Annotated in this window: 15 protein-coding genes and 2 pseudogenes; 3 read left to right on the top strand and 14 right to left on the bottom strand. The window is 66.6% G+C overall.

What is annotated here, in order from left to right:
• Nucleotides 1–51 precede the first annotated feature (51 nt).
• Complete coding sequence (locus tag MBELCI_RS01060) at nucleotides 52–1,500, bottom strand: aldehyde dehydrogenase family protein (protein ID WP_021692275.1); 1,449 nt, start codon at nucleotides 1,498–1,500, stop codon at nucleotides 52–54.
• Nucleotides 1,501–1,617: 117 nt separating this feature from the next.
• Between MBELCI_RS01060 and MBELCI_RS01055 the strand changes: the two genes are divergently transcribed.
• Nucleotides 1,618–2,271, top strand: a complete 654-nt coding sequence (locus tag MBELCI_RS01055) for a peroxiredoxin (RefSeq protein ID WP_021692274.1) — start codon at nucleotides 1,618–1,620, stop codon at nucleotides 2,269–2,271.
• Between the two features lie 47 nt (nucleotides 2,272–2,318).
• On the opposite strand, the gene MBELCI_RS01050 is transcribed toward MBELCI_RS01055, so the two are convergent.
• From MBELCI_RS01050 to MBELCI_RS01010, 10 genes and pseudogenes are all read right to left on the bottom strand, one after another.
• Nucleotides 2,319–2,882: a L,D-transpeptidase gene (locus MBELCI_RS01050; RefSeq protein ID WP_021692273.1), complete on the bottom strand. Its 564-nt coding sequence runs from the start codon at nucleotides 2,880–2,882 to the stop codon at nucleotides 2,319–2,321.
• Nucleotides 2,883–3,023: 141 nt separating this feature from the next.
• Entirely contained in the window at nucleotides 3,024–3,680 is a 657-nt protein-coding gene (locus tag MBELCI_RS01045; protein WP_021692272.1) for a hypothetical protein, read from the bottom strand.
• Between the two features lie 179 nt (nucleotides 3,681–3,859).
• A pseudogene (pnp, locus tag MBELCI_RS01040) lies at nucleotides 3,860–5,991 on the bottom strand (polyribonucleotide nucleotidyltransferase).
• 186 nt (nucleotides 5,992–6,177) lie between these two features.
• The gene (gene rpsO, locus MBELCI_RS01035; RefSeq protein ID WP_045319544.1) at nucleotides 6,178–6,447 is read right to left on the bottom strand and encodes a 30S ribosomal protein S15; all 270 of its coding nucleotides are present in this window, start codon (nucleotides 6,445–6,447) and stop codon (nucleotides 6,178–6,180) included.
• A 169-nt stretch (nucleotides 6,448–6,616) separates the two neighbouring features.
• Nucleotides 6,617–6,853: a hypothetical protein gene (locus MBELCI_RS19095; RefSeq protein WP_131505495.1), complete on the bottom strand. Its 237-nt coding sequence runs from the start codon at nucleotides 6,851–6,853 to the stop codon at nucleotides 6,617–6,619.
• 188 nt (nucleotides 6,854–7,041) lie between these two features.
• Nucleotides 7,042–7,311 (bottom strand): annotated as a pseudogene (locus MBELCI_RS22440) (calcium-binding protein); the annotation flags it as partial.
• A 363-nt stretch (nucleotides 7,312–7,674) separates the two neighbouring features.
• Nucleotides 7,675–8,247: a cob(I)yrinic acid a,c-diamide adenosyltransferase gene (locus MBELCI_RS01025; protein ID WP_021692267.1), complete on the bottom strand. Its 573-nt coding sequence runs from the start codon at nucleotides 8,245–8,247 to the stop codon at nucleotides 7,675–7,677.
• A complete protein-coding gene (locus MBELCI_RS01020; protein ID WP_021692266.1) occupies nucleotides 8,247–8,450 on the bottom strand; it encodes a twin transmembrane helix small protein in 204 nt (67 codons plus the stop codon). The genes MBELCI_RS01025 and MBELCI_RS01020 overlap by 1 nt, the downstream gene beginning before the upstream one ends.
• A gap of 92 nt (nucleotides 8,451–8,542) precedes the next feature.
• Nucleotides 8,543–9,373, bottom strand: coding sequence for an SDR family oxidoreductase (locus MBELCI_RS01015; protein ID WP_081698454.1), 831 nt, complete (start codon nucleotides 9,371–9,373; stop codon nucleotides 8,543–8,545).
• Nucleotides 9,319–9,966, bottom strand: a complete 648-nt coding sequence (locus tag MBELCI_RS01010) for an SH3 domain-containing protein (RefSeq protein ID WP_021692264.1) — start codon at nucleotides 9,964–9,966, stop codon at nucleotides 9,319–9,321. The genes MBELCI_RS01015 and MBELCI_RS01010 overlap by 55 nt, the downstream gene beginning before the upstream one ends.
• 140 nt (nucleotides 9,967–10,106) lie before the next feature.
• On the opposite strand from MBELCI_RS01010, the gene parC reads away from it, so the two are divergent.
• Nucleotides 10,107–12,434: a DNA topoisomerase IV subunit A gene (parC, locus tag MBELCI_RS01005; protein WP_045319542.1), complete on the top strand. Its 2,328-nt coding sequence runs from the start codon at nucleotides 10,107–10,109 to the stop codon at nucleotides 12,432–12,434.
• A gap of 55 nt (nucleotides 12,435–12,489) precedes the next feature.
• Here the strand turns inward: parC and MBELCI_RS01000 are convergent, their stop codons facing one another.
• Genes MBELCI_RS01000 through MBELCI_RS20650 form a run of 3 tightly spaced genes read right to left on the bottom strand, consistent with a single transcriptional unit; the run spans nucleotide 12,490 to nucleotide 13,990 of the window.
• Nucleotides 12,490–13,146 carry a Fe2+-dependent dioxygenase gene (locus tag MBELCI_RS01000; protein WP_021692262.1) on the bottom strand — a complete coding sequence of 219 codons (657 nt, stop codon included), beginning with the start codon at nucleotides 13,144–13,146 and terminating at the stop codon, nucleotides 12,490–12,492.
• Nucleotides 13,146–13,790, bottom strand: a complete 645-nt coding sequence (locus MBELCI_RS00995; protein ID WP_021692261.1) for a 4-helix bundle domain-containing protein — start codon at nucleotides 13,788–13,790, stop codon at nucleotides 13,146–13,148. Before MBELCI_RS00995 ends, MBELCI_RS01000 begins: the two co-directional genes overlap by 1 nt.
• Nucleotides 13,757–13,990, bottom strand: a complete 234-nt coding sequence (locus tag MBELCI_RS20650) for a hypothetical protein (RefSeq protein ID WP_131505494.1) — start codon at nucleotides 13,988–13,990, stop codon at nucleotides 13,757–13,759. Before MBELCI_RS20650 ends, MBELCI_RS00995 begins: the two co-directional genes overlap by 34 nt.
• 202 nt (nucleotides 13,991–14,192) lie before the next feature.
• On the opposite strand from MBELCI_RS20650, the gene MBELCI_RS19720 reads away from it, so the two are divergent.
• Nucleotides 14,193–14,338 (top strand): GTP-binding protein (locus tag MBELCI_RS19720; RefSeq protein ID WP_235047549.1); only part of this gene is annotated, 146 nt, incomplete at its 3' end.

Raw genomic sequence — 14,338 nt, 5'->3', positions numbered from 1 at the left:
TCCGTATATGGGAGAGAGAAGGGGCACGCTCGGGCACGCCCCCTCTCGCGTTCATTCGGCGGCGTCGAGTCCCCAACCGGAGATCGCCTTCACTTCGAGGAACTCCTCGATGCCCCAGATGCCGCCCTCGCGCGCGCGGCCTGATTGCCCCACGCCGCCGAAGGGCGCGCCCGCGCCGCGCGATTTCCCGTTCATCTCGACCATGCCCGCATGCAGCGCCAGAGCCAGTCGGTTGCGCCGCGCCGGATCGGCGGACTGGACATAGTTGGTCAGACCGTAAGGCGTGTCGTTGGCGATCTCGATCGCCTGCGCCTCGTCTTCGAAGGGCATGATCGACAGCACGGGGCCGAAGATCTCCTCGCGCGCGACGGTCATCTCGGGGGTCACGTCGGCAAAGACCGTGGGCCGCACGAAGAAACCGCGGTTGACGCCTTCGGGCAGGCCGGGGCCGCCGGCGACGAGGCGCGCGCCCTCCTTGATGCCGGTCTCGATCAGGCATTGCACCTTGTCCCACTGCGCCTTGTTGACCAGCGGGCCGATATGGCGGCCGGGCTGGCTCGCCGCGCCCACGGCGGTCTCCTGAGCGGTGCGGCCCGCGACCTCCACCGCCGTCTCGTAGAACGACCGCTCAACCAGCATCCGGGTGGGCGCATTGCACGATTGGCCTGTGTTCTGCATGCAGTGCCGCACGCCGCGCACCACTGCCTCCTCGCCCGCATCGGCGAAGATCAGGTTGGCCCCCTTGCCCCCCAGCTCCAGCGTCACCCGCTTGAGCGTTTCGGCGGCGGCCTTGGAGATCGCGCGACCGGCGCGGGTCGAGCCGGTGAAGGAGATCATCTGCACGTCCTCGTGGGTCGACAGCTGCGTGCCGACGCCCGCGCCGTCGCCATTGACGAGGTTGAACACTCCCGGCGGCACGCCTGCCGCATCGAGCATCTCGGCGAAGACGATCGACGACAGCGGCGCCTCCTCGGACGGCTTGAGCACCACGGTGCAGCCTGCGAGCAGCGCCGGGATTACCTTGAGCGTGACCTGGTTCATCGGCCAGTTCCACGGGGTGATCAGCCCGACCACGCCGATCGGTTCGAGCGAGATCATCGTGTCGGGCGCGTGACTGCCCAAGGGGCGCAGCCATTCGATTTCGTCGAAGGCGCGCAGGAAGTTCTTGAGGTGCCAGGGCAGGGATGTCGCCTGGTTGGAGCGGGCGAAGTCGATCGGTGCGCCCATCTCGAGGCTCATCGCCTGCGCGAGATCCTCCTCGCGCGCCTCGTATTGCACGAGGATACGCTCGACCAGGGCGCGGCGTTCGGCGGGCGGCGTCGCGCGCCAGCCGGGACCCGCGCGCTTGGCGGCGGCGACGGCGGCGTCGGTGTCGGCCCCGCCGCCCAGCGAGATCACGGCGCAGGCCTCCTCGGTCGAGGGATCGATGACGGCGCAGTCGCGTGCCGCCGCGGGCGCGCGCCACTGGCCGTTAATGTAGAAGTCGCGTTTCTCAATCATGGGAACTCCTCCGTATCGCCGCGCAGAGTGTCACCGCCCCACTCGGCCCGCAAGCTATGGCGAGCGGGGGCGAGGCTTCCTATGTAGGCCGGGTAAACAGTGAAACCGGAGGCGAACATGGCCCTGCGCATCAACGACGACATCCCGAACCTCACCGTGACCACGGATCAGGGCAGCTTTGCGCTGCACGACTGGATCGGCGACGATTGGGCGATCATCTTCAGCCACCCAAAGGATTTCACCCCCGTCTGTACCACCGAATTCGGCGCGGTCGCCCGGCTCGACGCCGAGTGGAAAAAGCGCGGCACCAAGGTGCTCGGCGTTTCCGTCGATGGCGTGGAAGAGCATGTCCGCTGGAAGCGCGACATCGAGACCGCCGGCGGCGCCGCGCCGCAATTCCCGATCGTCGCGGATGACGGTCTGGAGATTTCCAAGGCCTTCGACATGCTGCCCGCCGAAGCCTATCTTCCCGATGGCCGCACCCCGAACGACAGCGCAACCGTGCGAGCGGTCTTCATCATCGGCCCAGACAAGAAACTCAAGCTGTCGATGACCTACCCGATGACGGTGGGACGCAACTTCGGCGAGGTGCTGCGCGCGCTCGACGCATTGCAGCTTTCGACCGGCAAGGGCGTGGCGACGCCCGCCGACTGGCAGGTCGGTCAGGACGTGGTGATCCCGGCCACGCTTTCGGACGACGACGCCAAGGCCAAGTTCGGCGAGTTCAAGACCGTGCTGCCCTATCTGCGGATGACCAAGGCGCCGCAGTAGGCCACCCGGACCACCAAGGCGCCCATCGCGGGCGCCTTGTCGTGTTGTCAGGCCACGACCACGGTCGTGCCGACCGGCACCCGGGTATAGAGGTCCTCGATATGCTCGTTAATGAGACGCACGCAGCCCGAGGAGAACTTGCGACCCATGGTCCATGGCTGCGGCGTGCCATGGATGCGGTAGTAGGTGTCGCGACCGTTCTGGTAGAGATAGAGCGCGCGCGAGCCCAAGGGGTTGCGCGCGTGTCCGCCCGGCAGGCCGCCGGAATAGGGGCCGTAAACCGCGGGCTCGCGGCGGATCATGTTGGCCGTCGGGGTCCATGACGGCCATTCGGCCTTGCGCGCCACCTGCGCCGTGCCCGCGAAATTGCGCCCCGCTGCGCCAAGCGCCACCACATAGCGGATCGCCCGGCCATCGCCCAAGGTCCAGTAGAGCTTGTTCTGGGCGATGCGCACATGGATCTGCCCGGCGGGCAGCGCCTCGTTCACGTTGATTTCGGTGGGAAGCCACTCTCGTGGGATCGTGACCACGCGGGGAGGGGCCGCCAGCACCGGGCCGGTCGTCACCGTCGCGGCCGCGGCCGCAAGAACGCCTCGTCTCGTCAGTTTCATGCCTGCTCCTGTTCGGGTTCTTTGACCCGTTCCGCCTCTCGATGCGATCATTTAACACCGATTCGCTTCTGTGCGGTTAATGCAAAGGCGCGAAAAGGGGCGGCCCGACCAGACCGCCCCCTGTCAGGCCATGTCGAAGGCTCAGAAACGGTAGCTTACACCGATCGACAGCCAAGGGTAGACGACCAGCATGTCACCCATTTCCTGAGCGTCAGCTTCCACCTCTTCCAGGTCTTCCTGAAACTGAGTGTCGACGGTCGGATCTCCGCTTGTGCCGTCAAGCGTGACCTCGACGCCGCCAACGCCGATCAGGCCGATTTCGCTTTCGAAACCCCAACTGCGTTCGCCGCCAGTGACATAGCCGATGGCCAGCATGGGAGCGATCTCTTCCTCAAAACGCAGGGAGCCATCAACGCGCGCGTTATCATAGCTCGTGCCGTCTTCGGCCTCGAAGCCCTGACCGTTGCCGTCGAGGCTGCTGTTCGAGAAGAACAGGCCGCCCGAAACCCGAAAGCTACCGGCGTAGGGGTGGTAGTCAGCCAGTGCCGCGACCCCGCCGAAGCTGCCGTCGAAGGTAATGTCGCTGCCGGTCTCTTCACCTTCGTCATCGAATTCGAAACTGGGCAGGCCGGTGACGATACCGCGTAGGCGGAGCTTGGGCGCCACCTCATAGGAGGCGGAAGCATAGGCTCCGAAGCTTGAAAGGCCGAACCCGACGGCGGCACCGCCGATATCCTGCGCGGAGCCGGTGCCCGCGAGGAAAAGGAAGGCGCTGCTCAGGGTGATGGAACGAAACATTGGGGAGAGATCCTTGTTGCTGGAATGCTCGCCCTTTTGGTCTGTCCAAAGACGAGGATTCAACTCCTAGGTGTTTTGCCGCAGAATGATCACATTTACGTGTGGCATCTGTGCCGCGTTGTTCCCGCACGAAAAAAAGGGGCCCGAAGGCCCCTTTTCCGATCTCGTATGCGTCAGGCTCACTCGGCCTGCGCGTCCTCCTTGGCTTCCTCGCCAGTCTCCTGGTTCACGACCTTCATCGACAGGCGCACCTTGCCACGATCGTCGAAGCCCAGAAGCTTGACCCAGACTTCCTGGCCTTCCTTGAGCACATCCGAAGGATGGTTCAGGCGGCGGTTCTCGATCTGGCTGACGTGCACGAGGCCGTCGCGCTTGCCGAAGAAGTTCACGAAGGCGCCGAAGTCCACGAGCTTCACGACCGTGCCCTTGTAGACCTTGCCCTCTTCGGGCTCGGCCACGATCGAGTAGATCATGTCATAGGCTTTCTGGATCGCTTCGCCATTGGCCGAGGCGATCTTGATCACGCCGTCATCGTTGATGTCGACCTTGGCACCCGAAACCTCGACGATCTCGCGGATCACCTTGCCGCCCGAGCCGATCACTTCGCGGATCTTGTCGGTCGGGATCTGCATCGTCTCGATGCGCGGCGCGTGAACCGAGAAGTCCGCCGCGCCTGAGAGTGCCTTGTTCATCTCGCCCAGGATGTGCAGACGGCCGGTCTTGGCCTGCGCCAGCGCCTTTTTCATGATCTCGGGCGTGATGCCCGCGACCTTGATGTCCATCTGCAGCGAGGTGATGCCGTCCTCGGTGCCAGCGACCTTGAAGTCCATGTCGCCCAAGTGATCCTCGTCGCCGAGGATGTCGGTCAGCACCGCGTAGGAACCATCCTCTTCGAGCACGAGGCCCATCGCCACACCGGCCACGGCCGATTTCAGCGGCACACCCGCATCCATCATCGCCAGAGAGCCGCCACAGACCGACGCCATCGAGGACGAGCCGTTCGACTCGGTGATCTCGGACACCAGGCGGATGGTGTAGGGGAAGTCGGTCGCGGCGGGCAGGACCGCCTGCAGCGCGCGCCATGCCAGCTTGCCATGGCCGATCTCGCGACGGCCCGGCCCGCTGACGCGGCCCACTTCGCCCACCGAGTAGGGGGGGAAGTTGTAGTGCAGCAGGAAGTTGGATTTGAAGTTGCCGTGCAGCGCGTCGATGAACTGCTCGTCATCGCCGGTGCCGAGCGTGGTCACGACCAGCGCCTGCGTCTCACCGCGGGTGAACAGCGCCGAGCCATGGGTGCGCGGAAGCAGGCCGGTCTCGGCCACGATGTCACGCACCGTGTCGAGGTTGCGACCGTCGATGCGGTTGCCCTTCTTCACGACGTCGCCGCGCAGCACCGAGGATTCGAGCTTCTTGAAGGCGGAGCCGAGGTTCGCGTCCTCAAGCTGCTCTTCGGAAAGCTGGGCCTTGATGTCATCGCGCGCTTGGCGACGGCGGTGGTGCGCTCTTGCTTGTCGGTGATGGCGAAGGCGGCGCGCATCTTGTCCTCACCGGCGGATTTCACGGCCTCATAGAGTGCCGAGTAATCCGGGGGGGTGAAGTCGAAGGGCTCCTTGGCGCATTCTTCGGCCAGATCGATGATCAGGTCGATGACGGGCTGGATCTGCTCATGGGCGAAGGTCACGGCGCCGAGCATCTCTTCCTCGGTCAGCTCGTAGGCCTCGGACTCGACCATCATGACCGCGTCCTTGGTGCCCGCGACGATCAGGTCGAGGCGCTGCTCGGGGTTCGAGCGCAGGTTCTGCATGTCGTCGACGGTCGGGTTCAGCACGTATTCGCCGTCGACGAAGCCGACGCGGGCACCGGCGATCGGGCCCATGAAGGGCGCGCCCGAGATCGTCAGCGCGGCGGAGGCCGCGATCATCGCGACGACGTCGGGGTCGTTGACGAGGTCATGGCTGAGAACGGTGCACATCACGAGCACTTCGTTCTTGAAGCCGGGGACGAAAAGCGGGCGGATCGGGCGGTCGATCAGGCGCGCGGTCAGCGTCTCCTTCTCGGTCGGACGCGCCTCGCGCTTGAAGAAGCCGCCCGGGATCTTGCCGGCGGCGTAGTATTTTTCCTGGTAGTGGACGGTCAGGGGGAAGAAGTCCTGACCCGGCTTCGGCGCCTTGGCGAAGGTGACGTTGGCCATCACGCTGGTTTCGCCCAGCGTTGCGATGACCGAGCCGTCGGCCTGGCGCGCGACCTTGCCGGATTCCAGCGTCAGCGTCTCTTCGCCCCACTGGATCGATTTTTTCACGTCGTGAAACATCGTCTTTTCCATTCTGGCCCGACCTTCGGGCCCTTGTGCCCCCCTAATGCGTGAACAGTCCCTGGGGGCGGGTTGCGGAGGGGCCGGATGCCCCTGGCTCTCGAAGTGTCCGTGGCGCGGGTCGAGCCCGGTCCGCGCCATCCCGGATAGCAAAGGGACCGCACCCGAGGGCGCGGTCCCGAAACCTTAGCGGCGGATGCCGAGGCGGCCGATCAGGGCCTGGTAACGCTCGACGTCCTTGTTCTTCACGTAGTCGAGAAGCTTGCGGCGACGGGCGACCATCTTGAGAAGGCCACGGCGACCGTGGTTGTCCTTCTTGTGGGTCTTGAAGTGCTCGGTCAGGGTCGCGATGCGCGAGGTCAGGATCGCGACCTGCACCTCGGGCGAACCGGTGTCGCCTTCCTTGGTGGCGAATTCGCTGACGACCTTGGCCTTGTCTTCCACGGTGATCGACATCGGGGTCTCCTTTTCGGGATGAGGGTGATGGCGCAAGCCGGGATGTCGTCCAGCAGGGCCCATGGAGCACCGTCTCCATATAGGGAGGCGGATGCGTGCCCATAGGGGAAATCGCCCAAAAAGGAAAGCGGAATGCTGCATCCAGCCGGGGTGTCAGTCGTCAGACCGCCTATTCGGTCAGAAGCACGACCGCGCCCTCGTCAAGCCTGCTCAGACCGTCGAGCCGGGCCAGCGCCACGCCGTCGGCGCGCAGCAAGAGCCCCTCGGGAACCGTCTCGACCGTCAGCTCGGGCGCGGGGCCTTGCGGATGCAGCACCATGATCTGGTCCTGCGTGACATCGAAATCGGCGATCACCGCCGCTTCGCCTGCCTCGGCGCTGCGCAGCGCGAAAAGATCGCCCGCCATGCCGCCATGCGCCATGTCGCCCGCCCCGATATGGATCTCGTCCACGCCGTCACCGCCGTTGAGCCAATCACCCGCCCCGTCGCCCGTGCCGACCAGACGGTCATCACCGGCGCCGCCATGCAGCACGTCGCGGCCGGCCCCGCCGTCGAGCCTGTCATCGCCCAGACGCCCGACAGCGCGTCGTCGCCCGCAGACCCCCAGAGCGCGTCGGCCCCGTCGCCCCCCTGAAGCCTGTCGTTGCCAGCACCGCCCTGGATCACGTCGTCGCCGACATGACCCCACAGCCGGTCGTCGCCGTCGCCGCCCCACAAGGTGTCGCCGCCGCGCCCGCCATGCATCTCGTCATCCTGCGCGCCACCATGGGCCCGGTCGTCGCCGTCGCGCAGATCGACGTGATCGGCGCCCGCACCGGCCCGCACGTCGTCCTCGTCCTCGCTGCCGAAGATCACGTCCGGCATGTCAGTGCCCATTTCGGAAAGACGCTGCGGCGGGGCGGAGGGGGTTGATGCGGTGCGGGATGCGTTGGTCGCGGCGCTGTCGCGGGGGAGGTCGGCGGGCTCACCGTCGGAACCTTCGTCGTTCCCGTATCCAAGCGCCGTGTCGAGAGGGACGGTCTTTCCTGCCTGCGACTCATCGTCCTCGGGCAGGCCGGACTCGGTTCCCAGCACGTCGGGAGGCAGCAGCGCCGCCCCGGCCAAGGCAAGTCCGAGCAGTCCGAAAAGGGCGATCATGGTGGTCTCCGCGGCGAGGGCGAAGATCCGTGTAGCATGGTCGTGCCCCGATGCGGCGCGAAACCGGGGCGCAGGGTTAATCCCAGAAGGTCAGCGGTTGGCGCCGGGTTGCCACAGCACGTCGGCGCGGCCACCGTCATTGGCAACGCGGGAGGCCACGAAGAACCAGTCCGAAAGGCGGTTGAGATAGCGCGTCGCATCGGCGTTCACCGGTTCGGCCCAGCCCAGCGCCACAGCCAGACGTTCGGCCCGGCGCGATACGGTGCGGCACAGGTGCAGATGCGCAGCCAGCGCCGACCCGCCCGGCAGCACGAAGCTGCGCAGCGGCTCCAGATCGGCGTTCATCGCGTCGATCTCGCGCTCCAGCCGGTCGGTCTGGGCCGCGACCATGCGCAGCACCGGATGCTTGGCTTCGGCGTCGCGAGAGGGGTCGGGGCGGCACAGATCGGCGCCCAGATCGAACAGATCGTTCTGGATCCGGCCCAGAGCCGCGTCCATCTCGGCGGTCGCGTGCAGCCGCGCGAGGCCGATCGCGGCGTTGGTCTCGTCAACCGTGCCATATGCCTCGACCCGCAGGTCGTCCTTGGCGACGCGGCTGCCGTCCCCGAGGGCGGTGTCGCCCTTGTCGCCGGTGCGCGTGTAGATGCGGTTCAGCACGACCATCAGCTTGCCCCCCGCAGGAAGACGTAGAGCAGGATCAGAAGCACCGCCACGAACTGCGCGCCGATGCGCCAGCGCATGATGCGGTTGGCGTGCTTGCGGTTGAAATCGCCGCCCTTGCCGAAGGTGCCGACCCCGAACATCAGGATACCGGCAACGATCAGGACGGCGAGGATGACAAGAACGAGGAGCGGGTCTTGCAGCATGGCGGGCCTTTCGAGGTTCTCTCACCATCTAGGGGGCGTGGCGGTCAAAACAAAGCGGGCGCGGTGTCGCGGGCCTTCTTGTTTCGGTTCCGTCAGCCCCGGGCCACGACCCAATCGAGGGCGCGCGTGGACAGGAGCCGCCGCAGCGTGCCCGACAGGTAGGTGGGCGTGGTGACGTAGTAGCGCGGGCGCGGGCGCTTGGCCTCCAGCGCATGAACGAGCTTTTCGGCCACGGCCTCGGGCGGCAGCTCGAACCGGTCCGGGCCGCGTTCCTCGTAGAGCCGGTGCAGGAGGCCTTCGTATTCGTCGCGCCGGGCCGAGTTCCTCCAATCCACCCACCGCTCGAAATGCGGGATCGAATTGGCGCGAATCCGCGAGGTGACGGGGCCGGGCTCGATCAGGCTGACATGAATGCCGCTGCCCGCCATCTCGAGCCGCAGCACGTCCGACAGCCCCTCCAGCGCGAACTTGGTCGCGACATAGGCGCCGCGCCATTTCACCCCGACCAGCCCCAGCACCGAAGAGCAGTTGACGATCCGCCCATGGCCCTGCGCCCGCATCACCGGGATCGCGCGGGTCGTCAGGTCGTGCCAGCCGAACAGGTTGGTCTCGAAGATCTCGCGCAGCGCCTCGCGCGGCAGATCCTCGACCGCCCCGGGGCAGGCGAAGGCCCCGTTGTTGTAAAGTGCGTCGAGCCGCCCACCGGTGGCTTCGAGCACCTGATCCAGCCCCGAGGCCACGCTGTCAGGGTCGGCGTAATCGAGGCGCGGCGCCTCGAACCCCTCGTCGCGCAGCCGGGCGCAATCCTCCTGGGCACGGCAGGAGGCGAAAACGCGCCAGCCGCGGTCGCGCATATGGCGGGCCGCGGTCAGGCCGATGCCCGAGGACGAGCCGGTAACGAGCAGGGAGCGGGATGTGTCCATGACCTGACACATGGCGGGAGATGCAGCGCCCCGCAACGAAAAAGGCGCCCCGAATCGGAGCGCCCTTCAGGGGGTCGGCAAGAGCGGGCCTCAGCCTCGATCGGGGCCAGCAGACGCTCGGACATCCAGCCGGTCTCGCCGGTGGAGGTGATTTCGATCCGGGCCCAGCCGCCGGCGCTCTCGATCAGCTTGGCTTCGGTGCCGCGCGGCAGCGTGTCGAGCACGGCATGACCGGTGCCGGGGCCTTGGCGCATGTTGACCCAGTCACCGGTAATCTGGCGCAGGTCGATGTCATCGGCTTGAGCCACGGCCAGGGTGACGGCGGGTGTCTCGGTAGCGGCGGGTTCCGGCGACCTCGGCATGAAGGAGGCAGAGATCAACTCGACATTCTCGGGGAATTCACGCATCGCGGTGACGGGAATGCCGGACTCGGCACGCGCGATGTCGTTGCTGGCGATCGTCTCAGAGGAGGGGGTGCTCGCCTGCACCGCGCCGATCATCGTCTGCGGCTGGAACTCGGCACCGCCGGACATTTCATAGTAGCCCACGCCAAGAAGGAGAAAGGTGGCACCGATACCAAAAACATGCTTCATGACGACCTCTTGTTCTGCTCATCGCGCCGCCTTGGGCGGTCACCGTGGCGTGACCTGCGTGGCGGCGCGGGATCTCGCTGACCCGTTGCTCACCTAACCGCGACTTTACGCCGATGGTTCCCGCCGATAGAGAGCTTTTCATGCCTGACCCCCTTGACGACGCCCTCCCCGCCACCTCCGCACAGGGCGTGGCGGACCTGACGGAACCGCTGCGCCGCGCCCTTGGCGAGCGCTATCTGAGCTACGCGCTCTCCACGATCATGAACCGCGCGCTGCCCGATGCGCGCGACGGTCTCAAGCCCGTACACCGCCGGATTCTCTTTGCCATGCGCGAGCTCAAGCTCTCGTCGACGGGCGGTTTCCGCAAGTCGGCCAAGATCTCGGGCGATGTGATGGGCAACTATCACCCGCATGGCGACGCCGCGATCTACGACGCGATGGCCCGCCTCGCGCAAGATTTCGCGGTGCGCTACCCGCTCGTGGACGGGCAGGGCAATTTCGGCAACATCGACGGCGACAACCCGGCCGCCGCGCGCTACACCGAGGCCCGCCTGACGGCGGCCGCCGAGGCGCTGATGGCGGGGCTAACCGAGAACGCGGTCGATTTCCGCCCGAACTACGACGGCACGCTCGAAGAGCCTGTCGTGATGCCCGCCGCCTTCCCGAACCTGTTGGCCAACGGCTCGTCCGGCATCGCGGTCGGCATGGCGACGAACATTCCGCCGCACAACCTGCACGAGCTGGTCGAAGCCTGCCTGTACATGATCAAGACGCCGGGCGTGTCCGACGAGAAGCTTGTCGATCTCGTGCCGGGGCCGGATTTCCCAACGGGCGGGGTACTGGTCGAGCCGCGCGAGAACATCCTCGCGGCCTATCGCACTGGGCGCGGCAGCTTTCGGCTGCGCGCCCGCTGGGAAATCGAGGAGCTGGGCCGCGGCCAGTGGCAGGTGGTGGTCACCGAGATCCCCTATCAGGTGCAGAAGTCCAAGCTGATCGAGCGGCTGGCCGAACTGATCCAGACTCGCAAGATCCCGCTTCTGGCGGATGTGCGTGACGAGAGCGCCGAGGATGTGCGCATCGTGCTGGAGCCGCGCGCCAAGACGGTCGAGCCCGAGATGCTGATGGGGATGCTGTTCAAGAACAGCGACCTCGAGATTCGCTTCGGTCTCAACATGAACGTGCTGATCGACGGGTTGACGCCCAAGGTCTGCTCGCTGCGCGAAGTGCTGCGCGCCTTTCTCGATCACCGCCGCGAAGTGCTCACGCGGCGCTCGCAGCACCGGCTGGAAAAGATCGACCACCGGCTCGAGGTGCTCGAGGGCTTCATCACCGCCTTTCTCAACCTCGACCGCGTGATCGACATCATCCGCTACGACGATCAGCCGAAAGCCGCGCTGATGGCCGAGGACTGGGACCGCGACCACGTGCGTGCGGTCAGCGAGCGCGACTACCGCTCCCCCCTGAGCGAAAGCCTCGGTGGCGGCGGGCTGACCGAGGTGCAGGCCGAGGCGATCCTCAACATGCGGCTCAGGAGCTTGCGCCGCCTCGAAGAGCTGGAACTGCTCAAGGAGCAGGATGCGCTGATGCAGGAGCGGGCCGGGCTCGAGGACCTGCTGGCCTCCGAGGATCTGCAGTGGAAGTCGATCGCCGAGCAGCTGCGCGAGACCCGCAAGCTGATGGGGCATTCGGCCCCAGGCGGCCAGCGCCGCACCGGTTTCGCCGAAGGCACCGAGATCCCCGACGTGCCGATCGAGGCGATGATCGAGCGCGAGCCGATCACCATCGTCTGTTCCGAGATGGGCTGGATTCGCGCGATGAAGGGCCATATCGCGCTCGACAGCGAGCTGAAGTTCAAGGATGGCGACAAGGGCCGCTTCATCCTGCACGCCGAGACCACCGACCGGCTTCTGGTGTTCGGCTCGAACGGGCGCTTCTACACCGTGTCCGCCACCAACCTGCCCGGTGGGCGCGGCATGGGCGAACCGCTGCGCCTGATGGTCGACCTGCCCAACGAGGCGCAGATCGTGGCGCTGCATCTCTACCGCCCCGAGCGGCGGCTTCTGGTGGCGTCCTCGGCCGGTGACGGTTTTATCGTCAACGAGGACGAGGTGCTGGCGCAGACGCGGAGCGGCAAGCAGGTACTCAACGTCAAGGACGAGGTGGTGGCCCGGATCTGCAAGCCTGTGACCGGCGACGCGGTGGCGGTGGTGGGCGACAACCGCAAGGTGCTCGTCTTCCCGCTCGACGAACTGCCCGAAATGACGCGGGGCAAGGGCGTGCGGCTTCAGAAATACAAGGATGGCGGGCTGTCGGACGCCACCACCTTCGTGATGGAGGCCGGGCTGGCATGGAAGGACCCGGCGGGTCGGACCCGGACCGAAGCCGACCTCGCCGACTGGACCGCCAAGCGGGCCACGGCGGGGCGCATGGCGCCACGCGGCTTCCCGCGCGACAACATGTTCAACTGAATGCAAAAGGTCCTCCCGCACCGGGAGGGCCTTTTGGTTCGGGGCAGGCGGAGTTTCAGTCGGCCCACATCCTGAGAAGGTTCGAGCGGCTCTTGGCGAGCAGGTCGAACAGTTCGGACTTGCCCTCTCGGCCATGCACCTCACGCACCGCGCGTTCGAGATCGAACAGCATCTCGCGCCGGGCGGCCTCACGCACCCGGCTTTGCACCCAGCCGACCACCGCCAGCCGCTCGCCGCGCGTCACCGGGGCGACCCGGTGCAGTGTCGTCGAAGGATAGAGCATCAGGCTGCCAGCGGGCAGCTTGACCGCGCGCGCCTCGAAGCCGTCCTCGATCACCAGCTCGCCGCCGTCGTAGCTTTCGGGGTCGGACAGGAACAGCGTGAAGGAAATGTCGGTGCGCAGCCCCTGCATCACCGCGTCATCGACATGCAGCCCATAGGTCTGCCCCTGACGATAGCGCGACAGGATCAGCGGCGTCATCGCGCGGGGGCGGGCGGCAAGGGTGAAGATCTCGTTGCCCTGCAGCGCCTTGGCGACCTTGGCCAGCACCGCATCGCGGGCGGGGGAAGGGGCGGCTTGATCGTTGGCCTTGACCTCGCGCGCATAGCGCCCGGCGCTGGCCTTGCCGTCGGAGAAGTCGAGCGTGTCGGCCGAGGCGCGCAGCGCCCCGGCCTCGGTCGCCGACAGCAGCCTGTCGATGGCGAGCAGCATCACTCGACCTGCAGCGCGGCCAATTCGGTACGGGCGGCCGCCGCGTAGAGCAGCGAGGCCTTGGCCTCGGCGCCCAAGGGGCCTTCGGGCACGAAGCCCGCGGCAAAGGCCGGGGCCGCGGCGTCAAGCGCATCGAGAACGGCGACCGCGGCCTCGGCATGCGCGGCGTCTTCGCTGCCGGCCAGATCCTCGGCGCGGGCACGGACCATCTCGGTGAAGCCCATCGCGTCTTGATACTCGTGCAGGTTCGAGATCTCGCCATCGACGATGCCGATCTCGTATTCCTCGGCGGCGATGCGCAGCACCTGCTCGAGGCTCCCGAAGGTCGCGCCGGGTTCGCTCACCATGGTGCGCGCGGCGGCGATGCGTTCGAGCAGCGCCTCGAAGGCGGCCTCGGCCTCCTCGACCGGCGCGCCGGATTTCACGGCATCGGCCAGCGCCGAAAGCTGGGCCGAGAAATCATCGGCGCCGCGCTCCTCGATCTGGGGCGCGAGGTCGGCATAGATCTCGTCCTCGGGGTGCTTCATGTGCGTGGCGGCAAGATCGGCATGGCCGTCGCGATAAAGCGTGATCCCGGCGCGCAGATGGCCCTCGATCAGCCCGAGATCGGTCAGATAGGCGACATCCATGTCCTCGACGGACATCTCGACTGCGCCGCCTTCGCCGCCCTCACCACCTTCTCCGCCTTCTCCCGCGGCGAGCCAAAGGTCTCCGGGCCATGGCCGCCGAAGCTTGGCGTCTCGGCTTGCGCGCCGGACACGGCAAGGCCGCCGACGGTGCCTGCGAGGGCGAGGCTCGCCCAAAGCCGGGCCCGGGTCGGGCGGGGGGTGTCATGTTGGGCCATGAAAGCCTCCAATGTTTATCTTAGTATTTTACTAAGTAATTTGATATCAATGAGGAGGTCAAGCGCATCCGCGCCGCGGCGTGGGCCGTCGTCGGCGGTTCGGCGAGGTGCCGCTTGATTTCCCTGTCGATTGCAAATACATCGCCCGCGATGTCGAACCGGGCCACACGGAGGCCCCCGAACACGCGAGGCGCCAGCGCAGATGGCAAAGGCTAAATTCGAACGCAACAAACCGCACGTGAACATCGGGACCATCGGTCACGTGGACCACGGCAAGACGACCCTGACCGCCGCGATCACCAAGTATTTCGGTGACTTCCGCGCCTATGACCAGATCGACGGCGCGCC

It is taken from the genome of Limimaricola cinnabarinus LL-001 (assembly GCF_000466965.1).
Classification (GTDB): Bacteria; Pseudomonadota; Alphaproteobacteria; order Rhodobacterales; family Rhodobacteraceae; genus Limimaricola; species Limimaricola cinnabarinus.
This window is presented reverse-complemented; position numbering and strand designations above follow the sequence as displayed.